This is a genomic window from Modestobacter sp. VKM Ac-2983, from assembly GCF_026967885.1.
Lineage (GTDB): Bacteria > Actinomycetota > Actinomycetes > Mycobacteriales > Geodermatophilaceae > Modestobacter.
Genome location: NZ_JAPVBK010000002.1, coordinates 1,100,046 through 1,120,118, shown reverse-complemented (window position 1 = coordinate 1,120,118; position 20,073 = coordinate 1,100,046). Strand labels below are relative to the sequence as shown.

Below are 20,073 nucleotides of genomic sequence, written 5' to 3'. Positions count from 1 at the left end.
CGGTCCCGTCCCGGGGCAGCGACGCGCGGTGATCAGCACGGCGAGTTGCCCCGTACCTGGTGTCGCTCACTCAACGTGACTGGTCGACCTCGCTCGCGCGTCGGGGGGCTGGGCATCTGTTGGCCCGTGGGACGATGGACGCCATGCGCATCGGCACCCTGCGGCGCGGACGGTCGTCGGACACGGCTCCCGGCGTCAGCGGAACAGTCCGCGTCGACCGGCGGACCAAGAACCTGACCAAGCGGCTGCGGCCCGGCGAGATCGCCGTGATCGACCACCTGGACATCGACCGGGTGAGCGCCGACTCGCTCGTGGCGGGCAAGGTCGCGGCGGTCGTCAACGCCTCGCCGAGCATCTCCGGGCGGTACCCCAACCTGGGCCCCGGGATCCTCATCGAGGCGGGGATCCCGCTGGTCGACGGGGTGGGCAAGGAGGTCCTCTCCCAGCTCAAGGAGGGCACCGAGGTCCGACTGGAGGGCAACCGGCTCTACGCCGGTGAGACGGTCGTGGCCGAGGGCGTGGAGCAGACCCCGGACACGATCGCCACGGCGATGGCGGAGGCGCGGGCCGGTCTCTCGGCGCAGCTGGAGGCCTTCGCCACCAACACCATGGAGTACATGAAGCGCGAACGCGCGCTGCTGCTCGACGGGGTGGGCGTCCCCGACGTCACGACCCAGATCGAGGGGCGGCACGTGCTGGTCGTCGTCCGGGGGTACGACTACAAGGAGGACCTCCAGGCGCTGCGCCCCTACATCCGGGACTACCGCCCGGTGCTCATCGGCGTGGACGGCGGCGCCGACGCGCTCAAGGAGGCCGGCTACCAGCCGGACATGATCATCGGCGACATGGACTCGGTCAGCGACTCCGTGCTGCGGTGTGGCGCCGAGGTGGTCGTGCACGCCTACCCCGACGGCCGGGCTCCCGGTCTGCAGCGGGTCACCGACCTCGGGGTCGAGGCCATCACCTTCCCGGCGGCGGCCACCAGCGAGGACATCGCCATGCTGCTGGCCGACGAGAAGGGCGCGACGCTGATCGTCGCCGTCGGCACCCACGCCACGCTGGTGGAGTTCCTGGACAAGGGCCGTGGCGGCATGGCCTCGACCTTCCTCACCCGGTTGCGGCTGGGCGGGAAGCTCGTCGACGCCAAGGGGGTCAGCCGGCTGTACCGGAGCCGGATCTCCACCCTGGCCCTCGTCCTCCTCGTGCTCGCCGCCCTGCTGTCGATCACCGCTGCGCTCGCCGTGTCCACCGCCGGCCGCGTCTACCTCGACCTGCTCATCGACCAATGGGACAGCTTCGTGTTCTGGTTGGAGAACCTCTTCTCGTGATCGACTTCCGTTACCACCTGGTCTCCCTGATCGCGGTCTTCCTGGCCGTGGCCCTGGGGATCGTCATCGGCACCACCCAGCTGAACGGGCCGGTGCTGACGAACCTGCAGAACCAGGTGGCCGCCCTCCAGGAGGACAAGCGGATGCTGGAGGACGAGACCCAGCAGCTGCAGGTCGCCCTGGACCAGGTCGGCGGCTTCGAGGAGGCCGTCGGGCCCAGCCTGGTCGCCGGCACGTTGATCGACCGCAGCGTGCTGCTGGTCATCGGCAGCGACGAGGTCCCGGTCGAGGTGGTCGAGGGGGTCACCGGACTGCTGGCCGACGCCGGGGCCACCGTCACCGGTGCCCTGCGACTCCCGGAGGGGTTCGGCGACCCGGCCAACGAGGCCGGCCTGCGCAGCTACCTGACCGGCCCGGGGCTGCCGCCGGGGACCACCCCGGCGGCGACCGACGACACCGGCGAGCTCCTGGCCGACGTGCTGGCCGACGTGCTCGTGGTCCCCGGCCCCGGTAGCGAGGAGGCGGGACTCGTCCCCGATCCGGCGGCGACCGCCTCGGTGCTGGCCGGGCTGGAGGAGCTCGAGGTGCTCAGCCGGGACACGTCCTCCGTGGCCGCCGCCGACTTCGCCGTGCTCCTGACCGCGGGCACCGCCACCGGTGACGACGCCGAGGAGCGGACCACCGCCCTGGTCCAGCTGGCCACCGCCATGGACGCCCGGGGTTCCGGCGCCGTGATCGCCGGTGACCTCGCCGCGGTGGAGGACGGCGGCCTGGTCGGTGCGGTCCGTGCGGACCGTCCGGTCTCCGACGGCCTGTCGACCATCGACAACGTGGACACCCCCGCCGGCCGGATCAGCGCCGTGCTCGCGCTCGTCGCCGAATCGACGGGCAACTCCGGCCAGTACGGGGTCGGGGAGGGCACCCAGCCGGTGCCCACGCCCGTCTCGTGAGCAGCGCCCGTCTCGTGAGCAGCGCCCGTCTCGTGGGCAGCGCTGCCAACCGGCGCACCGCGGTGGCCGCCGGTGCCGCGGTGGCCGCGCGGGCGGGGCTGGCCGCTGCGGGCGCGCTGACGGCCCGGCCGACCGGGGCACCGTGGCGGCGCACCAACTACGCCGGGCGCCCGGTGACCCTGCTGGGTGGCCCGGTGCTGGCCGCCGCGGCGACCGGGTCGGCGGTGCTCGGCGCCCCGGCGGGCCAGCGGGCGGCAGCCGCCGTCGTCGGTGCCGTCGCCGGTGCGGTCGGCGGCTACGACGACCTGGCGGGCGCCCGGCCGGAGCAGGCCCGGGACAAGGGTCTGGCCGGCCACCTGGCCGCACTACGGGCGGGGCGGGTGTCGGCGGGGGCGGTGAAGGTCGCCGGGATCGGTGCCGCCGCTGCGGTCGCCGCCGTGCTGACCCGCCGCGGCAGCGGGGCGTCGGCCATCGTCGACGGCGTCCTGACCACCGGCCTGATCGCCGGGACGGCGAACCTGCTCAACCTGCTCGACCTGCGTCCCGGCCGCGCTGCGAAGGCCGCCGTGCTGCTGTCCGTGGCGACCGTGGGCGGCCCCGCCGGTGGGCTGGCCGCCGGTCCGCTGGGTGCCGGCCTGGCCGTGCTGCCCGCGGACCTCGGTGAGCAGGTCATGCTCGGCGACTGCGGGGCCAACGCCGTCGGCGCGCTGCTCGGCCTGCGGCTGGCCGCGCTGCCGGGCCGGGGCTCCCGGGCCGGCCTGCTCGGTGTGGTCACCGCACTCACCCTGGCCAGCGAGAAGGTCAGCTTCACCCGGGTCATCGAGTCGACCCCCGGCCTGCGGGAGCTCGACCGGCTCGGCCGCCGCCGCGCGTGACCGCCGTGCGACACCCCGGGGGGCGCCCTCCCGGGCGAGCCCGGCGATGACCAGCACCACCCGTCGCCGGGTCGTGCGGGGCGTGGCGGGGGCGGCGCTGCTGATCTCGGTGCTCACCCTGCTGGCCCGGCTGGCCGGCTTCGGGCGCACCGTCGTCTTCACCAACGCGGTCGGGGCCGGCAGCACCGCGGACACCTACGTCGCGGCCAACAACGTGCCGAACATCGTCTTCGAGGTGGTCGCCGGTGGCGCGCTGGCCAGCCTCGTCGTCCCGATGCTCGCCGGTGGGATCGCCGCCGGGGACCGGGAGCAGGTGCGCCGCACCGCCAACGCCCTGCTGGGCTGGGCACTGCTGGTGCTGGTGCCGCTGGCCGCACTGCTCGCCCTCTTCGCCCGGCCGATCGCCGGTGCACTGCTCGGGGACGACGCGGCGGAGGTCGAGCTGGCCGCCCGCTTCCTGGTCGTCTTCGCCCCGCAGGTGGTGCTCTACGGCATCGCCGTGGTCCTGACCGGCGTGCTGCAGGCGCACCGTCGCTTCGCCGGGCCCGCGCTGGCGCCCCTGCTGTCCACCCTGGTGGTCGCCTCCGCCTACCTGCTGTTCGCCGGCCTCGACGGCAGCCGCGAGGTCGACGGGCTGTCCACCCCGGCGGAGCTGGTGCTCGGGGTGGGGACGACGCTGGGCGTCCTCGCGCTCGCGGCGTCCCTGCTGGTGCCGCTGCGCGGGCTGCGGCTGGGGCTGCGGCCCGCGCTCCGCTTCCCGGTCGGGGCGGCGCCCCGGGTGCGCCGGCTGGCGCTGGCCGGGGTGCTCACCCTCGCCGGCCAGCAGCTGGTCGCCCTGGTCGCGATCCGGCTCGCCGCCGCGGGGCCCGACGGCACCCAGGTCGCCTACTTCGCCGGGATGACGGTCTTCCTGCTGCCGTGGGCCGCGCTCGCCGTGCCGTTGGCCACCTCGGTCTACCCGGGGCTCACCGAACGGGCCGCGATCGGGGACGAGGAGGGGTACCGGCGGACGCTGGCGCCGGCCGTCGTCCTCACCGTGGTGAGCAGTGCGGTGGCGGCGGCGGGCCTGGTCGCGGTCTCCGGGCCGATGGCCCGGGTGTTCCTGGCCGCCCCGGAGAACGCCGGCGCCGCAGCCGCGCTCCAGGCGACGATCGCCGCCTTCGCCCCGGGCCTGGTGGGCTACGGGCTGGTCGCGCTGCTGTCGCGGGCCCTGTACGCCCGGGGGTCCTGGCGGGCGCCGACGGTCTGCGTGGTCGGTGGCTGGCTGGTCGCCGTCGCCGCGGACCTCGTGCTGGCCGCGGTGCTGCCCCTGGCCGACCGCGCGCTCGCGCTGGGCGCCGGGCACAGCATCGGGGTCACCGTGGCCGGCATCGCGCTGCTGGTCGTGGTGGCCCGGGAGGCAGGTCCGGGTGCGCTGGCCGGCGTGGCCCGCACCGGTGGGCCGGCCCTGCTGGGCGGCGGGCTCGCGGGTGCGGCCGGGCTGCTCACCGCCCGGGCACTGGGTGCCGACCCGGTGCCCGGGGACGGCGTGCTCGCCGCGGTCGGCGTCGGGCTGGCGGCCGGCGGGGTCGTGCTGGTGGTCGCCGCGGCGGTCATGATGGGGACCTCCCGGCGGCCGTTGACCGCGGCCGTGCAGGGCCTGCGGGGGGCCGACGCACCAGGAGGGGACCGATGACCGACGAGCCTCTCCTGACCGGACGCCGGATCGCGGAGGTGCTGGCCACCAGCACCGGCGGCGTCGGCACCCACCTGCGCTCGGTGCTGTCCGCGCTGGCCCGCGCGGGCGCGGCCGTGCGGGTCTGCGGCCCGCAGGCGACCGAGGAGCTGTTCGGCTTCACCGCCACCGGCGCCGACTTCCGTCCGGTGGGCATCTCCGCAGGGCTCGACCCGGTGGCCGACCTGCGCGCCGTCCACGCCCTGCGCCGGGCCACCGCGGGGGCGGACCTGGTCCACGCCCACGGGCTGCGGGCCGGGCTGGTCGCCGCGGCGGCCCGTGCGCTGGCCGGGCGGCGTCGTCGGCCGCTGGTGCTCACGCTGCACAACGCGCTGCCCGGGGGCGGCGGGCTCCGCCGCCGCGTGCTCCAGGCCGCCGAGCGGGCCACCGTCCGCGGCGCCGACGTGGTGCTGGCCGCCTCCGGCGACCTGGCCGACAACGCCCGCCGGCTCGGCGCCCGCGACGTGCGGGTCGCCCCGGTGTCCGCCCCGCCGCTGGGCCCCGCCCGGCGGGACCGCCGGGAGGTGCGCCGCGGGCTCGGGCTGGACGACGACCGCCGGCCGCTGATCGTGGCGATCGGGCGGCTGCACCCGCAGAAGGGGTACGACCTGCTGCTGGACGCCGTCACCCGGTGGTCGGCCGACCCGCGACTGCGTCCGGAGCCGCTGGTGGCCATCGCCGGGGACGGTCCGCTGTCCGACGAGCTCTCCCGGCGGATCGCCGCCGAGGGGCTGCCGGTGACCCTGCTGGGCCGGCGCACCGACATCGCCGACCTGCTCGGCGCCGCGGACGCGTGCGTGCTCCCCTCGGTCTGGGAGGCACGCTCGCTGACCGCCCAGGAGGCGCTGCGGGCCGGCACGCCGCTGGTCGCCACCGCCGTGGGCGGGATCCCGGAGCTGGTCGGGGACGCGGCGGAGCTGGTCCCCTTCGGGGACGCGGCGGCGCTGGCAGAGACCGTCGTCCGGGTGCTCACCGACCCGGCCGAGATCGCCCGGCTGGGAGCGGCCGGCCCGCGCCAGGCGGCCACCTGGCCCGACGAGGCCGCGACCGCGGCCGCCCTGGTCGACCTCTACCGGGAGCTGCTCGGACCCCCCGGGGAGCGGTGATGAGCGGACCGGGCGCCGTCCTGCGCCTGTTCTCGGCCTCCCTGGTCCTGCTCGCCCTGGTCGGCGGGCTGCTGGTGGGCACCGCCGGCCCGGTGGCGGCCGCGTCCGCGGAGCCGTGGTCGGCCACCCGGGTGGTGGACGTCGGGGTCGCCGGCCTGACGTGGTCCGACCTGGACCCCGAGCGCACCCCCGAGCTCTGGGCACTGGCCCAGGAGTCCGCCATCGGCGTGCTGTCGGTGCGGGCCGCCCGGCCCACCACCTGCCTGCTGGACGGCTGGGCCACGCTCGGGGCGGGCAACCGGGCCCGCTACCCCGGCCCGGTCGAACCGGTCCCGCCGGTGTCCCTGCCCAGCGTCCCGATCCCGGACGAGGACGTCGCGGCCCCGGGCGGCGCCGCAGCCGAGGAGGGCCCGGCCGCGGTGCAGCCGGACACCCGGCTGTCCTGGTGCGGCCTGGAGGAGCAGGTCGCCGACGTCGGCCTCGCCGAGCCCCGGCAGACCGTCGCGCGGGTGGCCGCCGACGAGGCCACCGCCCGGTTCGGCGCCGAGCCCGGTGCGCTCGGAGAGGCGGTGGGGTGCAGCACGGTCGTCGGCCGCGCCGGCTCGCTGGCCGTGGCGGGAGAGACCGGCGAGTTCACCGTCCGCGACCGGCTGCCGACCGAGCCGGCCGAGGTCGCCGCGCTGCTGGCCGAGTGTCCGCTGACCGTCGTCTCGCTGGACCAGTTCACCGATGCCGGCGCGCCGGCCGTCGAGGAGACCGACACCGGGACCCAGCCCTCCCGCCGCGAGGCGGCACTGGCGGTCATCGACCAGACGATCGGCCGGCTCCGCGACGCGGTGGCCGAGCTCCCCGGGGACACGCTCCTCCTGCTCCAGGGGGTCTCCGAGGTCAACGGCGGCCGGCCGCAGCTGCACGTGGGCCTGGCCAGCGGGCCGGGCGTGCCGCCGGGCTGGCTGACCAGCGCGAGCACGGGCCGGGTGCCCTTCGTGCAGCTGATCGACGTCGCACCCACGATCCTGCGGGCGCTGGGCCTGGATCCGGTCCCCTCGATGAACGGTCAGCCCTTCCGGGTGGCCGGCGACCGACCGGACCTGGCCACCGCGATCGCCGAGCTGGAGCAGATCAACACCCGCGCCGTCGTGCACTACCGCAGCACCAGCACGACCTTCTGGCTGCTGGTCCTGCTCAACGGCGCGCTGGTGGCGCTCGGCATGCTCGGCCTCGGCGGCTGGGCGTCCGGCTGGCTGCCCGGCCGGGCCCGCGGCCGGAGGCGGGTGCGTGGCTGGCTGCAGCGGCGCACCCCGGGACGGCGGCGGACGGCGGCGCTGCGGGTCGCCGCGCTGGCCGTCGCCGCCGTCCCGATCTCGACCTACCTCGCCAACCTGGTGCCCTGGGAGCTGAGCTCGGCCCCCCGGGCGGCGCTGGCCGGTTCGGTGCTCGGCTGCACCCTCGTGGTGACCGCCGTCGCCGCGCTGGGGCCGTGGCGGCGGACCCGGCTGGGCCCGGCGATCGCCGTCCTGGCCTTGACGCTGGCCACCCTGGTGGCGGACGTGCTCACCGGTTCCCACCTCGAGCTCGACGGCCTGCTCGGCTACGACGCCATCGTGGCGGGCCGCTTCACCGGGTACGGCAACCTCAGTTTCGGGCTGCTGGCGGTCAGCTCCCTGCTGCTCACCGCCGCGGCGGCTGCGTCGGTGGCCCGCCGGGTGCGGGCGCCCGGCCGCCGCCACTGGTTGCTGCCGGTGCTGGTGGCCGGGGTGGGCACCGTGGTGGTGATCGGCGCACCGTCGCTGGGCCGGGACTTCGGGGGAGTGCTGGCCGCCGTCCCCGGCTTCCTGGTGCTGGGCATGCTGCTGGGCCGGATCCGGGTCACCGTCGTCCGGCTCGTGGCGGTGCTCGCCGTCGCCGTGCTGGCCGTCGGCACCGTCGCGGTGTTCGACTGGCTCGGCCCGGCCGAGGAGCGCAGCCACCTGGGCCGCTTCGTCGGACAGGTCCTGGACGGCCAGGCCTGGACGGTGGTGAGCCGCAAGGCCCAGGCCAACCTCAACATCCTGCTGGGCAGCCCGCTGGCCTGGATGCTGCTGGTCGCGCTGGTCGCCGGGGTGTGGCTGCTGCGCCCCGGCGGGCTGCTGCGCAGCCGCCCCGGCCGGCCGGCCGCCGGGCTGCCCGTAGCCGACGTGCGGGCGCTGCGGGCCGGGCTCACCGCGGTCGCGCTGAGCCTGACCCTGGGCGCCCTGGTCAACGACAGCGGCGTCGCCCTCCCGGCGACCGCCGCCACCGTCCTGGTGCCCCTGCTCGTCTGGCTGGTCGCCGGTGCACCGGGCGACGAGCAGGCCGGGCGGCCGTCCCCGGACCAGGCGCCGGCCTCGGCGCCGGAGGCCCCCGGGACCCGTGTTAACGTGGGCGTCCGTGGGTCGACTGGCAGAACCTCGTGACCGCGGACCTCTTCTCCCCAACTCCCAGCCGACGAAGTTCGTCTTCGTCACCGGCGGCGTCGTGTCGTCACTGGGCAAGGGACTGACAGCAAGTTCTCTGGGGGCGTTGCTCTCCAGCCGTGGCCTGCGGGTCACGATGCAGAAGCTGGACCCGTACCTCAACGTGGACCCGGGGACGATGAACCCCTTCCAGCACGGCGAGGTGTTCGTCACCGAGGACGGCGCCGAGACCGACCTGGACATCGGGCACTACGAGCGGTTCCTGGACACCGACCTCACCGGCCGGGCCAACGTGACCACCGGCCAGGTGTACTCCGACGTGATCGCCAAGGAGCGGCGCGGGGAGTACCTGGGCGACACGGTGCAGGTGATCCCGCACATCACCAACGAGATCAAGTCCCGCATCATGGCCGTGGCAGAGGGCCCGGAGCGGGTCGACGTGGTCATCACCGAGGTCGGCGGCACGGTGGGCGACATCGAGTCGCTGCCGTTCCTGGAGGCCGCCCGGCAGGTGCGGCACGAGATCGGCCGGGACAACTGCTTCTTCCTGCACATCTCGCTGATCCCCTTCATCGCGCCCTCCGGTGAGCTGAAGACCAAGCCCACCCAGCACTCGGTCGCCGCGCTGCGCAGCATCGGCATCCAGCCCGACGCCCTGGTCTGCCGCTCGGACCGGGAGATCAGCGAGGGCCTCAAGCGCAAGATCAGCCTGATGTGCGACACCGAGGCAGAGGGGGTCATCTCCTGCCCCGACGCCCCGTCGATCTACGACATCCCCAAGGTGCTGCACCGCGAGGGCTTGGACGCCTTCGTCGTCCGGCGGCTCGGGCTGCCGTTCCGGGACGTCGACTGGACGGTGTGGGGCGACCTGCTGGACCGGGTCCACGACCCGAAGCAGACCGTCACCGTCGCGCTGGTCGGCAAGTACATCGACCTGCCCGACGCCTATCTGTCGGTCACCGAGGCGCTGCGGGCCGGCGGCTTCGCGCACCGCTCGCGGGTGCAGATCCGCTGGGTGCCCTCTGACGACTGCGAGACCCCCGAGGGCGCGGCGGCCGCGCTGGCCGGCGTGGACGGCGTCTGCATCCCCGGTGGGTTCGGGGTTCGCGGCATCGAAGGCAAGCTGGGTGCGATCCGGCACACCCGGGTGAACGGCATCCCGACCCTGGGCCTGTGCCTGGGCCTGCAGTGCATGGTCATCGAGGTGGCCCGGGACCTGGCCGGCATCGAGGGCGCCAACTCCACCGAGTTCGACCCGGAGACGCCGGACCCGGTCATCTCCACCATGGCCACCCAGCTCGACGTGGTGGCCGGCCGGGGCGACATGGGCGGCACCATGCGGCTGGGCAGCTACCCGGCCGCGCTGCAGAAGGGCTCGGTCGTCGCGGCCGCCTACGGCGCGACCGAGATCACCGAACGGCACCGGCACCGGTACGAGGTGGCCAACGCCTACCGCGACCGGCTGACCGAGGCCGGGCTGGTCTTCTCCGGCACCTCGCCCGACGGCACCCTGGTCGAGTTCGCCGAGCTCCCCTCCGACGTCCACCCGTTCTTCGTCGGCACCCAGGCGCACCCGGAGCTGAAGAGCCGGCCCACCCGGCCGCACCCGCTGTTCGCCGCCTTCGTGCAGGCCGCGGCCGACTACCAGGACGCCGCCCGGCTGCCGGTGCCCGAGGGCGAGCAGGTCGGGATCTGATGGCGCACGAGTACGAGGTCCTGGCCTCCGAGGAGCTCTACGCCGGCCGGATCATCTCGCTGCGCAAGGACACCGTGGCGATGCCCGGCGGTGGGGAGAGCGGCCGCGAGGTCGTGCACCACCCCGGCGCGGTCGGCATCGTGGCCCTGGACGACCAGGACCGGGTGGTCATGCTGCGCCAGTACCGGCACCCGGTCGGGGAGCACCTGTGGGAGGTGCCGGCCGGGCTGCGCGACGTCGACGGGGAGCCGCCGGTGGAGACCGCCCGCCGCGAGCTGGCCGAGGAGGTGCAGCTGTCGGCCGAGCGCTGGTCGCTGCTGACCACCCAGCACCCGTCGCCCGGCTTCTGCGACGAGCTCGTGGTGCTCTACCTGGCCGAGGGGCTCAGCGACGTCGCCCGCCCCGACGGCTTCACCGTCGAGCACGAGGAGCTGGACATGACGGTGGAGCGGGTGCCGCTGGCCGAGGCCGTCCAGTGGGTGTTCGACGGGAAGATCCGCAACTCCCTCGCCGTCATCGGGGTGCTGGCCGCCGCACAGGTCCGGGCCACCACGCCCCGGCTCCGCCCGCTCGACGCGGTGTGACGGGTGGGTCCGGGTTGCCCCCGGACCCACCCGCGGGCGAAGGTGGCCCGGTGCTGACACATGACCAGGCCCTGACCCTGCTCCAGGCCGCGCGGGAGGAGTCGACCACGCTCGGCGTCCCGATGTCCTTCGCCGTGATGGACCCCAGTGGCCACCTCGTCGCCTTCGTCCGGATGGACGGCGCACCGTGGATCTCCGCCGACGTCGCCCAGGGCAAGGCGTGGACGGCGGCCGCCTACGGCGCTCCGAGCGCGGCGCAGAAGGCGAAGATGGAGCCGATGCCGAACTTCGCCTCGGCGATCACCACGATGACCGGCGGCAAGTTCACCCCGCAGACCGGCGCCGTGCCGGTGTACTCCGACGGCACCCTGCTCGGCGCGCTGGGCGGCAGTGGCGGCACCGGCCAGCAGGACGAGGACGTCTGCGCCGCCGCCGTCGCGGCCTGCGGCTACTCCCTCAGCTGACCTCCGCCGGTTGAGGGGCGGGCGGGCGACCGGAGCCCGAGACGCTCCAGCTCCAGCCCGGCCAGCGCGTGCAGCGCGGCCGGGTCGCCCGCCCGCCAGCCGGCCCCGGTGCCGGCCGGCAGGCGGGCCAGCCGGGACAGGGGGGCGGTGGCCATCGCCCGGGCGGCCAGCAGCTCGAGGTCCGGGACCCCGCCCAGCAGTCGATCGGTCGCCCGGGCCTCGCGCAGCCAGCCCAGCCGCCAGGGCAGCCAGCGCACCAGCAGCCAGCCCACCGGCAGCAGCACCAGCACGACGGCGAGCACGGTGGCCAGGGTGTGCACGGCGTCCGAGGCGTCCTGCCCGGCGCCGGTCACCGAGCCCCCGGCCTCGCTGAGCGCGCCGAAGGGGGCCGCGAGCTCGTCGCCGACCAGGGGCATCCCGTCGGCGACGCCGGCCGCCGTCCCCATCGAGTCCGAGATCGACCGGCCGAGGTCGGCCACCGCCAGGCCCGGCTCGGCCAGCACCAGCACCGCCCCGCGCACCGACCGGGCGACCAGCACCCACAGCACCGCCCACGCCACCAGCCCCAGGTCGGCGGTCAGCTGCCGGGTGCGGTGATCAGGACGGTCGGCGTACAGGCGCATCGGGCAGCTCCGGGGTGTTCGCGGCGCGGTGGGTCCCCGGGATGGTGCGCCACCGCGGCCGGGACGGCGATCCGAGCAAGAACGGTCGGGTGCCGGCGCCGCGGTGACGGCCAGACTCCTCCCATGACGTCGGACCAGGCCCCAACCGGGCGCGACCGGCTCCGCGAGCTGCTGGACGCCGTGCTCGACGAGGGCAACCGCACGCTGACCGAGATGGCCGGGGACGCGTTCGCCTCGCCCTGGCACTTCAGCCGGCAGGTGGCCCGGGGAGCGGGGGAGTCGCCGGTGGCGCTCCGCCGCCGGGTGGAGCTGGAGCGCGCGGCCTGGCAGCTGGCCGGTGGGGCGAGCGTGACCGAGGCGGCGTTCGCCGCCGGGTACGAGTCGGTGGAGGGGTTCAGCCGGGCCTTCCGGCGGGCCTACGGCCGGACGCCGGGTCAGCCGTGTGCCGCGCACACCCGCGACGGTCACTGGCTGCCCGCCCCCAACGGCGTCCACTTCCACCCGCCCACCTCGCTGTGGGTGACCGGCGAGCAGGGGGCCCGCGGGGGCGACGAGGTCACCGCCCTGCTGGTGCACCACGCCCTGGAGGACACCCGCGCGCTGCTCGACCTGGCGACGGGCCTGCCCGAGGAGGAGTACCGGCGGCCCCGGGTGCCGGGCCTGGAGGTGCTGCCCTGGGACGGTCCGGAGGAGTCGCTGGCCGCGGTGCTGGACCACCTGGTCTGGACGACGGACGTGTGGCTGGCCTCGGTCGAGGGCGCCGACCACCCCGACCGCGCCGCGGACGACCCGGTCGCCCTGCTGGCCCGGCACGACGAGGCCGCGCCGCGGTGGCTCGCCTTCGTGCGCGACGTCTCCCGGCGGGGCGCCTGGGGCGACCGGCTCGTGGACGCGCTCTGCGACCCGCCGGAGACCTTCGTGCTGGGCAGCGTGGTCGCCCACGTGCTGACCTTCGGCGCGCACCGGCGGCAGCTGGCCCGGCACTGGTTCCGCGCCGCCGGCGTCGGGGTGGACGCCGGCGACCCGATCGACTGGCTGACCAGGAGGAGCTCGTGACCCGCACCGTCTACTACACCGCCACCTCGCTGGACGGCTTCATCGCCAGCGTCGACCACTCGCTGGACTGGCTGCTCAGCCGGGAGAACGACGCCGGCGGGCCGATGGGCTACGACGGCTTCATCACCGGGATCGGCGCGGTGGTCATGGGTGCGACGACCTACCTGTGGGTCCGCGAGCACGACCCCGACTGGCTGCCGGAGAAGCCCACCTGGGTGTTCACCCACCGCGACCTCACGGCACCGCCGGGCGCCGACCTCCGGTTCACCGCCGAGGACCCGGCCCGGGTGCACGCGGCGATGGTCGAGGCTGCGGCCGGGCGGGACGTCTGGGTCGTCGGCGGCGGGGACCTGGCCGGCCAGTTCGCCGACCGCGGGCTGCTGGACGAGGTGGTGGTCGCCATCGCCCCGGTGACCCTGGGCGGCGGCGCGCCGTTGCTGCCGCGCCGGGTCGAGCTGGTGGTCCGGGAGCGCGCCCGCAACGGCGAGTTCCTCTGCGTGCGCTACGACGTCGTCCGACCGTCCCCGACCTGAACCCCGGCGGGCCAGGAGGTGGTGGCTGACACACCTCAGCGCCCGTCCGTGCCTACACTCCGCCCGAGGCGCGCCCGGACCGGGCCGCCCAGACGCGGTGGCACCACCGACATCCCGGTGGTCGGCTGCCGAGACCGGGAGTCAGGGCAGATGCGGGTCGGAGTCGTCCGAGAGGTCAAGAACCACGAGTACCGGGTCGCGCTCACCCCCTCCGGGGTGACCGAACTGGTCGCCGCCGGGCACGAGGTGCTCGTCGAGGCCGACGCCGGGGTGGGCTCGTCGATCCCCGACTCCGACTTCACCGCCGCCGGCGCGAAGATCCTGTCCACCGCCGACGACGTCTGGGCCGCCGCCGACCTGCTGCTCAAGGTCAAGGAGCCGATCGCCGAGGAGTTCGGCCGGATGCGCGCCGGCCAGACCCTCTTCACCTACCTGCACCTCGCCGCGTCGCGGGAGTGCACCGACGCGCTGCTGGCCGCCGGCACCACCGCGATCGCCTACGAGACGGTGCAGACCGACGGGGGAGCGCTGCCGCTGCTCGCCCCGATGTCGGAGGTCGCCGGCCGGATGGCGCCGCAGGTGGGCGCACACACGCTGGAGCGGGCCTCCGGCGGCCGCGGGGTGCTGCTGGGCGGCGTCTCCGGCGTGCACGCGGCCAAGGTCGTCGTCCTGGGCGCCGGGGTGTCGGGGATGAACGCGGCCACCATCGCGCTGGGCATGCAGGCCCAGGTGACCGTGCTGGACCGGGACCTGGAGAAGCTGCGCGCCGCCGACCGGCTCTACCGCGGGCACCTGCAGACCGTCTCCTCCAACGCCCTGGAGGTCGAGCGGGCGGTGCTGGACGCCGACCTGGTGATCGGTGCCGTGCTGGTGCCCGGGGCCAAGGCGCCCACCCTGGTCAGCAACGAGCTGGTCTCCCGGATGAAGCCGGGCTCGGTGCTGGTCGACATCGCCGTCGACCAGGGGGGCTGCTTCGAGGACACCCGGCCGACCACGCACGACGACCCGACGTTCGGGGTGCACGACTCGGTCTTCTACTGCGTCGCCAACATGCCCGGCGCGGTGCCGCACACCTCGACGTACGCGCTGACCAACGTCACGCTGCCCTACGTGCTGGCGCTGGCCGGCCAGGGGACGGCCGCCGCGCTGGCCGCCGACCCGGTGCTGGCCCGCGGGGCGAACGTCGCCGGCGGGCAGCTGGTGCACGCCGGCGTCGCCGACGCCCACGCGCTGCCCAGCGTGCCGTGGCAGGAGGTGCTGTCCTGACGGTCCTCACCAGTGCCGGCCCCGCCGTCGAGCGCACGATCACCGGCTACCTCGACCACCTGACCGTCGAGCGCGGGCTGGCCGCCAACACCATCGCCTCCTACCGCCGCGACCTGCGCCGGTACGCGGAGTTCCTCACCGCCGGCGGCGTCCGGGGGCTGGGCGAGGTGGGGGAGTCCGACGTCGCGGCGTTCCTGGTCGCCCTGCGCTCCGGGGACGACGACCACCCGCCGCTGTCGGCGACCTCGGCGGCCCGCGCGGTGGTCGCCGTCCGCGGGCTGCACCGGTTCGCCCTGCTCGACGGGCTGGTCAGCGACGACGTCGCCGCGGAGGTCCGGCCACCGGCCCCGGCCCGGCGGCTGCCCAAGGCGATCCCGGTGACCGACGTCGAGGCGCTGCTGAACGCGGCGGCGTCGGTGGAGGGGCCGCGGGGGCTGCGCGACCGGGCGCTGCTGGAGCTGCTGTACGGCACCGGCGCCCGGATCTCCGAGGCGGTCGGGCTGGCCGTCGACGACCTCGACCTGTCCGGCGACCCCGGCAGGGCGGCGGTGCGGCTGGCCGGCAAGGGCGGCAAGGAGCGCGTCGTCCCGGTCGGCAGCTACGCGGTCACGGCGGTGCAGGACTACCTGGTCCGGGCCCGCCCGGCGCTGGCCGAGAAGGCCCGGTCCGGGGTCCGCGGGGGAGCGCTGTTCCTCAACGCCCGTGGCGGGCCGCTCTCCCGGCAGAGCGCCTGGTCGATCCTGCGGGACGCCGCCGAGCGGGCCGGCATCTCCGCAGAGCTCTCCCCGCACACGCTGCGGCACTCCTTCGCCACCCACCTGCTCGACGGCGGCGCCGACGTCCGCGTCGTGCAGGAGCTGCTCGGGCACGCCTCGGTGACGACGACGCAGGTCTACACGCTGGTCACCGTCGAACGGCTGCGCGAGGTCTACGCCACCAGCCACCCCCGCGCCCTGCGCTGACCCCCGCCCGCGGGCCGAGATCGGGCTGACGGCTGCCTCGACACCCCGGAGGCAGCCGCCAGCCCGGTCTCGGCGCCGGCGATGTCGACATGTTGCCCCGGGGTGGTCACGGTCGGGCGGGGGGCTGCCGAGAAGAGCGGTGGGAGAACGGACCGGCGGCTTCCCCCTGCCGGCAGTGCGCGTTCCCCGCCGCGCCCCGACCGGGAGCCGCGGTCCGGACAGCCCAGGGAAGAGGCAGAAGCGATGTCGTCGAGACGAGCCGAGGCGGCGGCCTCCGCCGTCGCGCTCCCGCGCGGAGGGGCCCCGGCGGGCGATGCCGAGATGGGCGTCCCGACGAGCCGCGTCGACCCCGCCAAGGCCCGGCAGCGGAAGTTGCCCGACCCCAAGCCGATCACCTCCCACGGGCCGGCGCAGATCATCGCGATGTGCAACCAGAAGGGCGGGGTCGGCAAGACGACGTCGACCATCAACCTCGGTGCCGCGCTGGTCGAGCAGGGCCGCCGCGTGCTGCTGGTCGACCTGGACCCGCAGGGCGCGCTGTCGGTGGGGCTCGGCGTCCCGGCGCAGGGGCTGGACCGCACCATCTACAACGCGCTGATGGAGCCGGCGACCACGCTGGCCGACGTCCGGGTGGCCACCGGCATCCCCGGGCTGGACCTGGTGCCCAGCAACATCGACCTGTCCGCCGCCGAGGTGCAGCTGGTCAGCGAGGTCGCCCGCGAGCAGACCCTCATGCGGGTGCTGGCCGCGGTGCGCGCCGACTACGACTACGTGCTCATCGACTGCCAGCCCTCCCTGGGGCTGCTGACGGTCAACGCGCTCACCGCCGCGCAGGGCGTGATCATCCCGCTGGAGTGCGAGTTCTTCTCGCTGCGTGGGGTCGCGCTGCTCGTCGACACGATCGACAAGGTCAAGGAGCGGCTCAATCCGTCCCTGGAGATCTCCGGGATCCTCGCCACCATGTACGACACCCGGACCGTGCACTGCCGCGAGGTGTTCAGCCGGGTCGTCGAGGCTTTCGGCGACACCGTCTTCCAGACCGTCATCTCCCGCACGGTCCGCTTCCCGGAGACCACCGTCGCCGGTCAGCCGATCACCCAGTGGGCCCCCACCTCGTCGGGCGCTGCGGCGTACCGCGACCTGGCCAAGGAGGTGCTCGCCCTGTGACGCGTCGGCCCGTGCTCCCGGGTGCCTCGGAGCTGTTCCGGATGACCGACACGGCGCCGCAGCCGGCGCCGGTCACCGAGCTGTCGACCCTCGCCGCCGCCCAGTCCTCGCCCGCGCTGCGCTCCAACGGCCGGGCCGACGGCGACTCCCCGGCCACGGCGGTGGGCCCGGCGGAGGTCCCGCCGCTCGCGCTGGTGCCCGACGTGGCCGGTGGCGCACCGCGCATCGTCGTCGACGAGCTGGCCTCGCACCGCGCCACGATGCCGGCGCCCGCTCCCCTGCGGCCGCAGCAGACCCGGGCGCGCACCGAGAAGGGGCGCACCCGGCACGAGGAGAAGATCACCGTCTACTGCTCGGCCGACGAGCTGCTCGCCCTGGAGACCGCCCGGCTGACCCTGCGCGGCCAGCACGGTGTGGCCACCGACCGTGGCCGGATCGTCCGCGAGGCGATCGCCGTCCTGCTGGACGACCTCGAGGTGCACGGCGAGAACTCCGTCCTCGTCCGCCGGCTGCGCAAGCACTGAGCGGGGCAGCTGCGGGCGCCGGGCGGGCTCCTAGGCTGGTCCGGTGACGACGGGGCAGGCGGACGGGCGGTTCACCGTCCGGCTGACCAACTTCGAGGGCCCGTTCGACCTGCTGCTGCAGCTGATCGGCAAGCACAAGCTCGACGTCACCGAGATCGCGCTCTCCACGGTCACCGACGAGTTCATCGCCCACCTGCGGGCCCTCGGGGACGAGCTGGACCTGGACCAGGCGAGTGAGTTCCTGGTCGTCGCCGCCACGCTGCTGGACCTGAAGGCCGCCCGGCTGCTGCCCGCCGCCGACGTGGAGGACGAGGACGACCTCGCCGTCCTGGAGGCCCGGGACCTGCTCTTCGCCCGGCTGCTGCAGTACCGCGCCTACAAGCGGGCGGCGGAGTTCCTCCGCGGCCGCGAGGCCGAGGCGGCCCGTCGCTTCCCTCGCAACGCGGACCTGGAGCAGCGCTTCGCCGACCTGCTGCCCGAGGTGCTGCTGGGCGTGACCCCGCAGCAGTTCGCGGCGATCGCGCACCAGGCGCTGGTGCCCAAGCCACCCCCGACGGTGAGCGTCTCCCACCTGCACGCCCCCGCGGTCAGCGTCACCGAGCAGCTGCTGCTGGTCCGCAGCCGGGTCGCCACCGCCGGGACGGCGACGTTCCGGGCGCTGAGCAGCGACTGCGCGCACACCCTGGAGGTCGTCGCGCGGTTCCTGGCGCTGCTGGAGCTGTACCGCCAGCAGCTGGTGACCTTCGACCAGGTGGCGCCGCTGGGGGAGCTGCACGTGCGTTGGACCGGGCCGGCGCTGGTGGGCGGCCGGCTGCCCGACGAGATCGACGCGGACACCATCGACGCGGACACGGCCGAGCACCTGGAGGAGTACGGATGAGCGACCAGCCGGACGACGACCGGCCGGGCGGTGTCGACCCCGACGGTGCAGAGGGGACGGAGCAGGCGGTGCCGCCACCGTTCTCCTGGGACGCCGTCGCCGCCGAGCTCGCCGCGACCCTGGAGGAGCACGACGAGGAAGCCGTGGTCGCCGGCTGGGAGCAGGTGGCCGCCCAGCTGGCCGCCGACCTCGGTGCCCCGGCCGCGCCACCGCCCGGCGACGTCCCCGACCGGGAGCTGGACCCGGCGCGGTTGGGCCGGGCACCGGCGGCGCCCCCGGTCCAGCTGGAGGAGGTCCCCGAGCGGGAGGCCCCGGTCGAGGAGTCGGTGACCGCGGGCCCGGTCACCGACGAGGCGATGGACGAGGAGCTGGAGCCGGCGGCGGTGCGGGGCGGGCTGGAGGCGCTGCTGTTCGTCATCGACTCCCCGATCGACGAGACCTCGCTGGCCGCGGCGCTGCGCTGCCCGGTCGCCCGGGTGCGGGCTGAGCTGACCGCACTGGCCGCCGACTACGACGGCCGGCGGGCCGGCATCACCCTGCGCCGGGTGGGGGAGGGGTGGCGGCTCTACACCCGGGAGGAGCACGCTCCGGTCGTCGAGCGGCACCTCCTGGAGGGTCAGCGCAGCCGGCTCACCCAGGCCGCGCTGGAGACCCTCGCCGTCATCGCCTACCGGCAGCCGGTGACCCGGGCCCGGGTGTCCGCGATCCGCGGGGTCGGGGTGGACGCCGTCGTCCGCACGCTGGTCTCCCGCGGGCTCATCCGCGAAGCCGGCTCCGACCCGGACACCGGAGGAGGGCTGTACGTGACGACGCCACTGTTCCTCGAGCGGCTGGGGCTCACCGGCCTGGACGAGCTGCCCGCGCTGGCCCCGCTGCTGCCCGACACCGCCTCGATGCTGGACGAGCACCCCGACTCCTGAGCGGTCAGCTCGCGCCCGACCGAGGGTGGCGATCGTTGCGGCCCGGAGGTGGGAGACTGGTGGGGATGGACACGACTGCAGACGACACGCCCACCAGCTCCGGCGGCGAGGGCTGGTCCGAGGACATGGAGCTCGCCCCGGCGCACCCCCGGGACGCCGAGCCGACCGAGCCCGACGACGACGCCCCCGGCGAACGACTGCAGAAGGTCCTCGCCCGGGCCGGCGTCGGCTCCCGCCGGGTGTGCGAGGACATGATCGACCAGGGCCGGATCTCGGTGGACGGCCAGGTCGTCCGGGTCCAGGGCAAGCGGGTCGACCCGGACACCGTCGTCATCGCCGTCGACGGCCGGCGGATCGACATCCGCAACGACAAGGTCACCTACGCGATGAACAAGCCCTTCGGCGTCATCACGTCGATGAGCGACGAGCGTGGGCGGCCCAGCGTCGGCGACATGATGGGCGACCTGGCCACCGGGCTCGTGCACGTCGGCCGACTGGACCAGGACACCGAGGGTCTGCTGCTGCTCACCACCGACGGCGAGCTGGCCCACCGGCTGGCGCACCCCTCCTACGAGGTGAAGAAGACCTACCTCGCGCAGGTCAGCGGCTCGGTGTCGCGGGACGTGACCCGCCGGCTGCGCAAGGGCGTGGAGCTGGAGGACGGCCCCGTCGTCGTCGACTCCTTCCAGGTCGTGGACACCCACGCCGGCCAGTCGGTGGTCGAGGTCGTCCTGCACGAGGGCCGCAAGCACGTCGTGCGCCGGCTGCTGGACGAGGTCGGGCTGCCGGTCAACCGGCTCACCCGCACCGCGATCGGGCCGATCGAGCTGGCCCGGATGCGGAGCGGCACGATCCGCAAGCTCACCCGCACGGAGGTCGGTGCCCTGCACGAGCTCGTCGGTCTCTGAGGGGAGGCCCTCCTGCCCGCGCCCCGCAGGAGGGCCGACCACACACGACTGCGGCCGCCGACCCACTCGGGTCGGCGGCCGC

The 20,073-nt window shown here is 75.3% G+C and carries 19 protein-coding genes; 18 read left to right on the top strand and 1 reads right to left on the bottom strand.

Annotated features, from left to right (window positions below; translation table 11 throughout):
- Positions 1–143 precede the first annotated feature (143 nt).
- Genes steA through O2W18_RS11720 form a run of 9 tightly spaced genes read left to right on the top strand, consistent with a single transcriptional unit; the run spans position 144 to position 11,152 of the window.
- Positions 144–1,328 (top strand): putative cytokinetic ring protein SteA, encoded by a 1,185-nt coding sequence (steA, locus tag O2W18_RS11760; protein ID WP_269187694.1) that lies wholly within the window; start codon positions 144–146, stop codon positions 1,326–1,328.
- Positions 1,325–2,278 carry a copper transporter gene (locus tag O2W18_RS11755; RefSeq protein WP_269187693.1) on the top strand — a complete coding sequence of 318 codons (954 nt, stop codon included), beginning with the start codon at positions 1,325–1,327 and terminating at the stop codon, positions 2,276–2,278. Before steA ends, O2W18_RS11755 begins: the two co-directional genes overlap by 4 nt.
- A gap of 14 nt (positions 2,279–2,292) precedes the next feature.
- Positions 2,293–3,153, top strand: a complete 861-nt coding sequence (locus tag O2W18_RS11750; RefSeq protein ID WP_269187692.1) for a hypothetical protein — start codon at positions 2,293–2,295, stop codon at positions 3,151–3,153.
- A gap of 46 nt (positions 3,154–3,199) precedes the next feature.
- On the top strand, positions 3,200–4,828 hold the full coding sequence (gene murJ / locus O2W18_RS11745; protein WP_269187691.1) for a murein biosynthesis integral membrane protein MurJ: 1,629 nt from the start codon (positions 3,200–3,202) through the stop codon (positions 4,826–4,828).
- The gene (locus O2W18_RS11740; RefSeq protein ID WP_269187690.1) at positions 4,825–5,973 is read left to right on the top strand and encodes a glycosyltransferase family 4 protein; all 1,149 of its coding nucleotides are present in this window, start codon (positions 4,825–4,827) and stop codon (positions 5,971–5,973) included. Before murJ ends, O2W18_RS11740 begins: the two co-directional genes overlap by 4 nt.
- Positions 5,973–8,408 (top strand): hypothetical protein, encoded by a 2,436-nt coding sequence (locus O2W18_RS11735; protein ID WP_269187689.1) that lies wholly within the window; start codon positions 5,973–5,975, stop codon positions 8,406–8,408. The genes O2W18_RS11740 and O2W18_RS11735 overlap by 1 nt, the downstream gene beginning before the upstream one ends.
- Entirely contained in the window at positions 8,365–10,104 is a 1,740-nt protein-coding gene (locus O2W18_RS11730; protein ID WP_269187688.1) for a CTP synthase, read from the top strand. The genes O2W18_RS11735 and O2W18_RS11730 overlap by 44 nt, the downstream gene beginning before the upstream one ends.
- Positions 10,104–10,688: an NUDIX domain-containing protein gene (locus O2W18_RS11725; RefSeq protein WP_269187687.1), complete on the top strand. Its 585-nt coding sequence runs from the start codon at positions 10,104–10,106 to the stop codon at positions 10,686–10,688. The genes O2W18_RS11730 and O2W18_RS11725 overlap by 1 nt, the downstream gene beginning before the upstream one ends.
- Before the next feature lie 50 nt (positions 10,689–10,738).
- Positions 10,739–11,152: a GlcG/HbpS family heme-binding protein gene (locus tag O2W18_RS11720; RefSeq protein WP_269187686.1), complete on the top strand. Its 414-nt coding sequence runs from the start codon at positions 10,739–10,741 to the stop codon at positions 11,150–11,152.
- Here the strand turns inward: O2W18_RS11720 and O2W18_RS11715 are convergent.
- On the bottom strand, positions 11,137–11,775 hold the full coding sequence (locus O2W18_RS11715) for a hypothetical protein (RefSeq protein WP_269187685.1): 639 nt from the start codon (positions 11,773–11,775) through the stop codon (positions 11,137–11,139). The genes O2W18_RS11720 and O2W18_RS11715 overlap by 16 nt on opposite strands.
- Positions 11,776–11,898: 123 nt before the next feature.
- Between O2W18_RS11715 and O2W18_RS11710 the strand changes: the two genes are divergently transcribed.
- The 9 genes from O2W18_RS11710 to O2W18_RS11670 all read left to right on the top strand — a co-directional run bounded on the left by O2W18_RS11710 (position 11,899) and on the right by O2W18_RS11670 (position 19,991).
- Positions 11,899–12,831, top strand: a complete 933-nt coding sequence (locus tag O2W18_RS11710; RefSeq protein ID WP_269187684.1) for a helix-turn-helix domain-containing protein — start codon at positions 11,899–11,901, stop codon at positions 12,829–12,831.
- Positions 12,828–13,364 (top strand): dihydrofolate reductase family protein, encoded by a 537-nt coding sequence (locus tag O2W18_RS11705; protein WP_269187683.1) that lies wholly within the window; start codon positions 12,828–12,830, stop codon positions 13,362–13,364. The genes O2W18_RS11710 and O2W18_RS11705 overlap by 4 nt, the downstream gene beginning before the upstream one ends.
- A gap of 150 nt (positions 13,365–13,514) precedes the next feature.
- Positions 13,515–14,630 (top strand): alanine dehydrogenase, encoded by a 1,116-nt coding sequence (ald, locus tag O2W18_RS11700; RefSeq protein WP_269187682.1) that lies wholly within the window; start codon positions 13,515–13,517, stop codon positions 14,628–14,630.
- Positions 14,609–15,592, top strand: a complete 984-nt coding sequence (gene xerD, locus O2W18_RS11695) for a site-specific tyrosine recombinase XerD (protein ID WP_269187681.1) — start codon at positions 14,609–14,611, stop codon at positions 15,590–15,592. Before ald ends, xerD begins: the two co-directional genes overlap by 22 nt.
- 243 nt (positions 15,593–15,835) lie before the next feature.
- Complete coding sequence (locus tag O2W18_RS11690) at positions 15,836–16,759, top strand: ParA family protein (RefSeq protein ID WP_269185413.1); 924 nt, start codon at positions 15,836–15,838, stop codon at positions 16,757–16,759.
- Positions 16,760–16,800: 41 nt separating this feature from the next.
- A complete protein-coding gene (locus O2W18_RS11685; RefSeq protein WP_269187680.1) occupies positions 16,801–17,283 on the top strand; it encodes a hypothetical protein in 483 nt (160 codons plus the stop codon).
- Between the two features lie 43 nt (positions 17,284–17,326).
- Complete coding sequence (locus O2W18_RS11680) at positions 17,327–18,163, top strand: segregation and condensation protein A (protein ID WP_269187679.1); 837 nt, start codon at positions 17,327–17,329, stop codon at positions 18,161–18,163.
- On the top strand, positions 18,160–19,083 hold the full coding sequence (gene scpB / locus O2W18_RS11675; protein ID WP_269187678.1) for an SMC-Scp complex subunit ScpB: 924 nt from the start codon (positions 18,160–18,162) through the stop codon (positions 19,081–19,083). Before O2W18_RS11680 ends, scpB begins: the two co-directional genes overlap by 4 nt.
- A 65-nt stretch (positions 19,084–19,148) precedes the next feature.
- Entirely contained in the window at positions 19,149–19,991 is an 843-nt protein-coding gene (locus O2W18_RS11670; protein ID WP_269187677.1) for a pseudouridine synthase, read from the top strand.
- Positions 19,992–20,073 lie beyond the last annotated feature (82 nt).

What these genes read in the sequence shown, in the direction of transcription:
- steA (WP_269187694.1), top strand. Translation starts at nt 144, where the DNA reads ATGCGCATCGGCACCCTGCGGCGCGGACGGTCGTCGGACACGGCTCCC.
- murJ (WP_269187691.1), top strand. Translation starts at nt 3,200, where the DNA reads ATGACCAGCACCACCCGTCGCCGGGTCGTGCGGGGCGTGGCGGGGGCG.
- O2W18_RS11740 (WP_269187690.1), top strand. Translation starts at nt 4,825, where the DNA reads ATGACCGACGAGCCTCTCCTGACCGGACGCCGGATCGCGGAGGTGCTG.
- O2W18_RS11735 (WP_269187689.1), top strand. Translation starts at nt 5,973, where the DNA reads ATGAGCGGACCGGGCGCCGTCCTGCGCCTGTTCTCGGCCTCCCTGGTC.
- O2W18_RS11725 (WP_269187687.1), top strand. Translation starts at nt 10,104, where the DNA reads ATGGCGCACGAGTACGAGGTCCTGGCCTCCGAGGAGCTCTACGCCGGC.
- O2W18_RS11715 (WP_269187685.1), bottom strand. Translation starts at nt 11,775, where the DNA reads ATGCGCCTGTACGCCGACCGTCCTGATCACCGCACCCGGCAGCTGACC.
- O2W18_RS11710 (WP_269187684.1), top strand. Translation starts at nt 11,899, where the DNA reads ATGACGTCGGACCAGGCCCCAACCGGGCGCGACCGGCTCCGCGAGCTG.
- ald (WP_269187682.1), top strand. Translation starts at nt 13,515, where the DNA reads ATGCGGGTCGGAGTCGTCCGAGAGGTCAAGAACCACGAGTACCGGGTC.
- O2W18_RS11690 (WP_269185413.1), top strand. Translation starts at nt 15,836, where the DNA reads ATGTCGTCGAGACGAGCCGAGGCGGCGGCCTCCGCCGTCGCGCTCCCG.
- O2W18_RS11685 (WP_269187680.1), top strand. Translation starts at nt 16,801, where the DNA reads ATGACCGACACGGCGCCGCAGCCGGCGCCGGTCACCGAGCTGTCGACC.
- scpB (WP_269187678.1), top strand. Translation starts at nt 18,160, where the DNA reads ATGAGCGACCAGCCGGACGACGACCGGCCGGGCGGTGTCGACCCCGAC.
- O2W18_RS11670 (WP_269187677.1), top strand. Translation starts at nt 19,149, where the DNA reads ATGGACACGACTGCAGACGACACGCCCACCAGCTCCGGCGGCGAGGGC.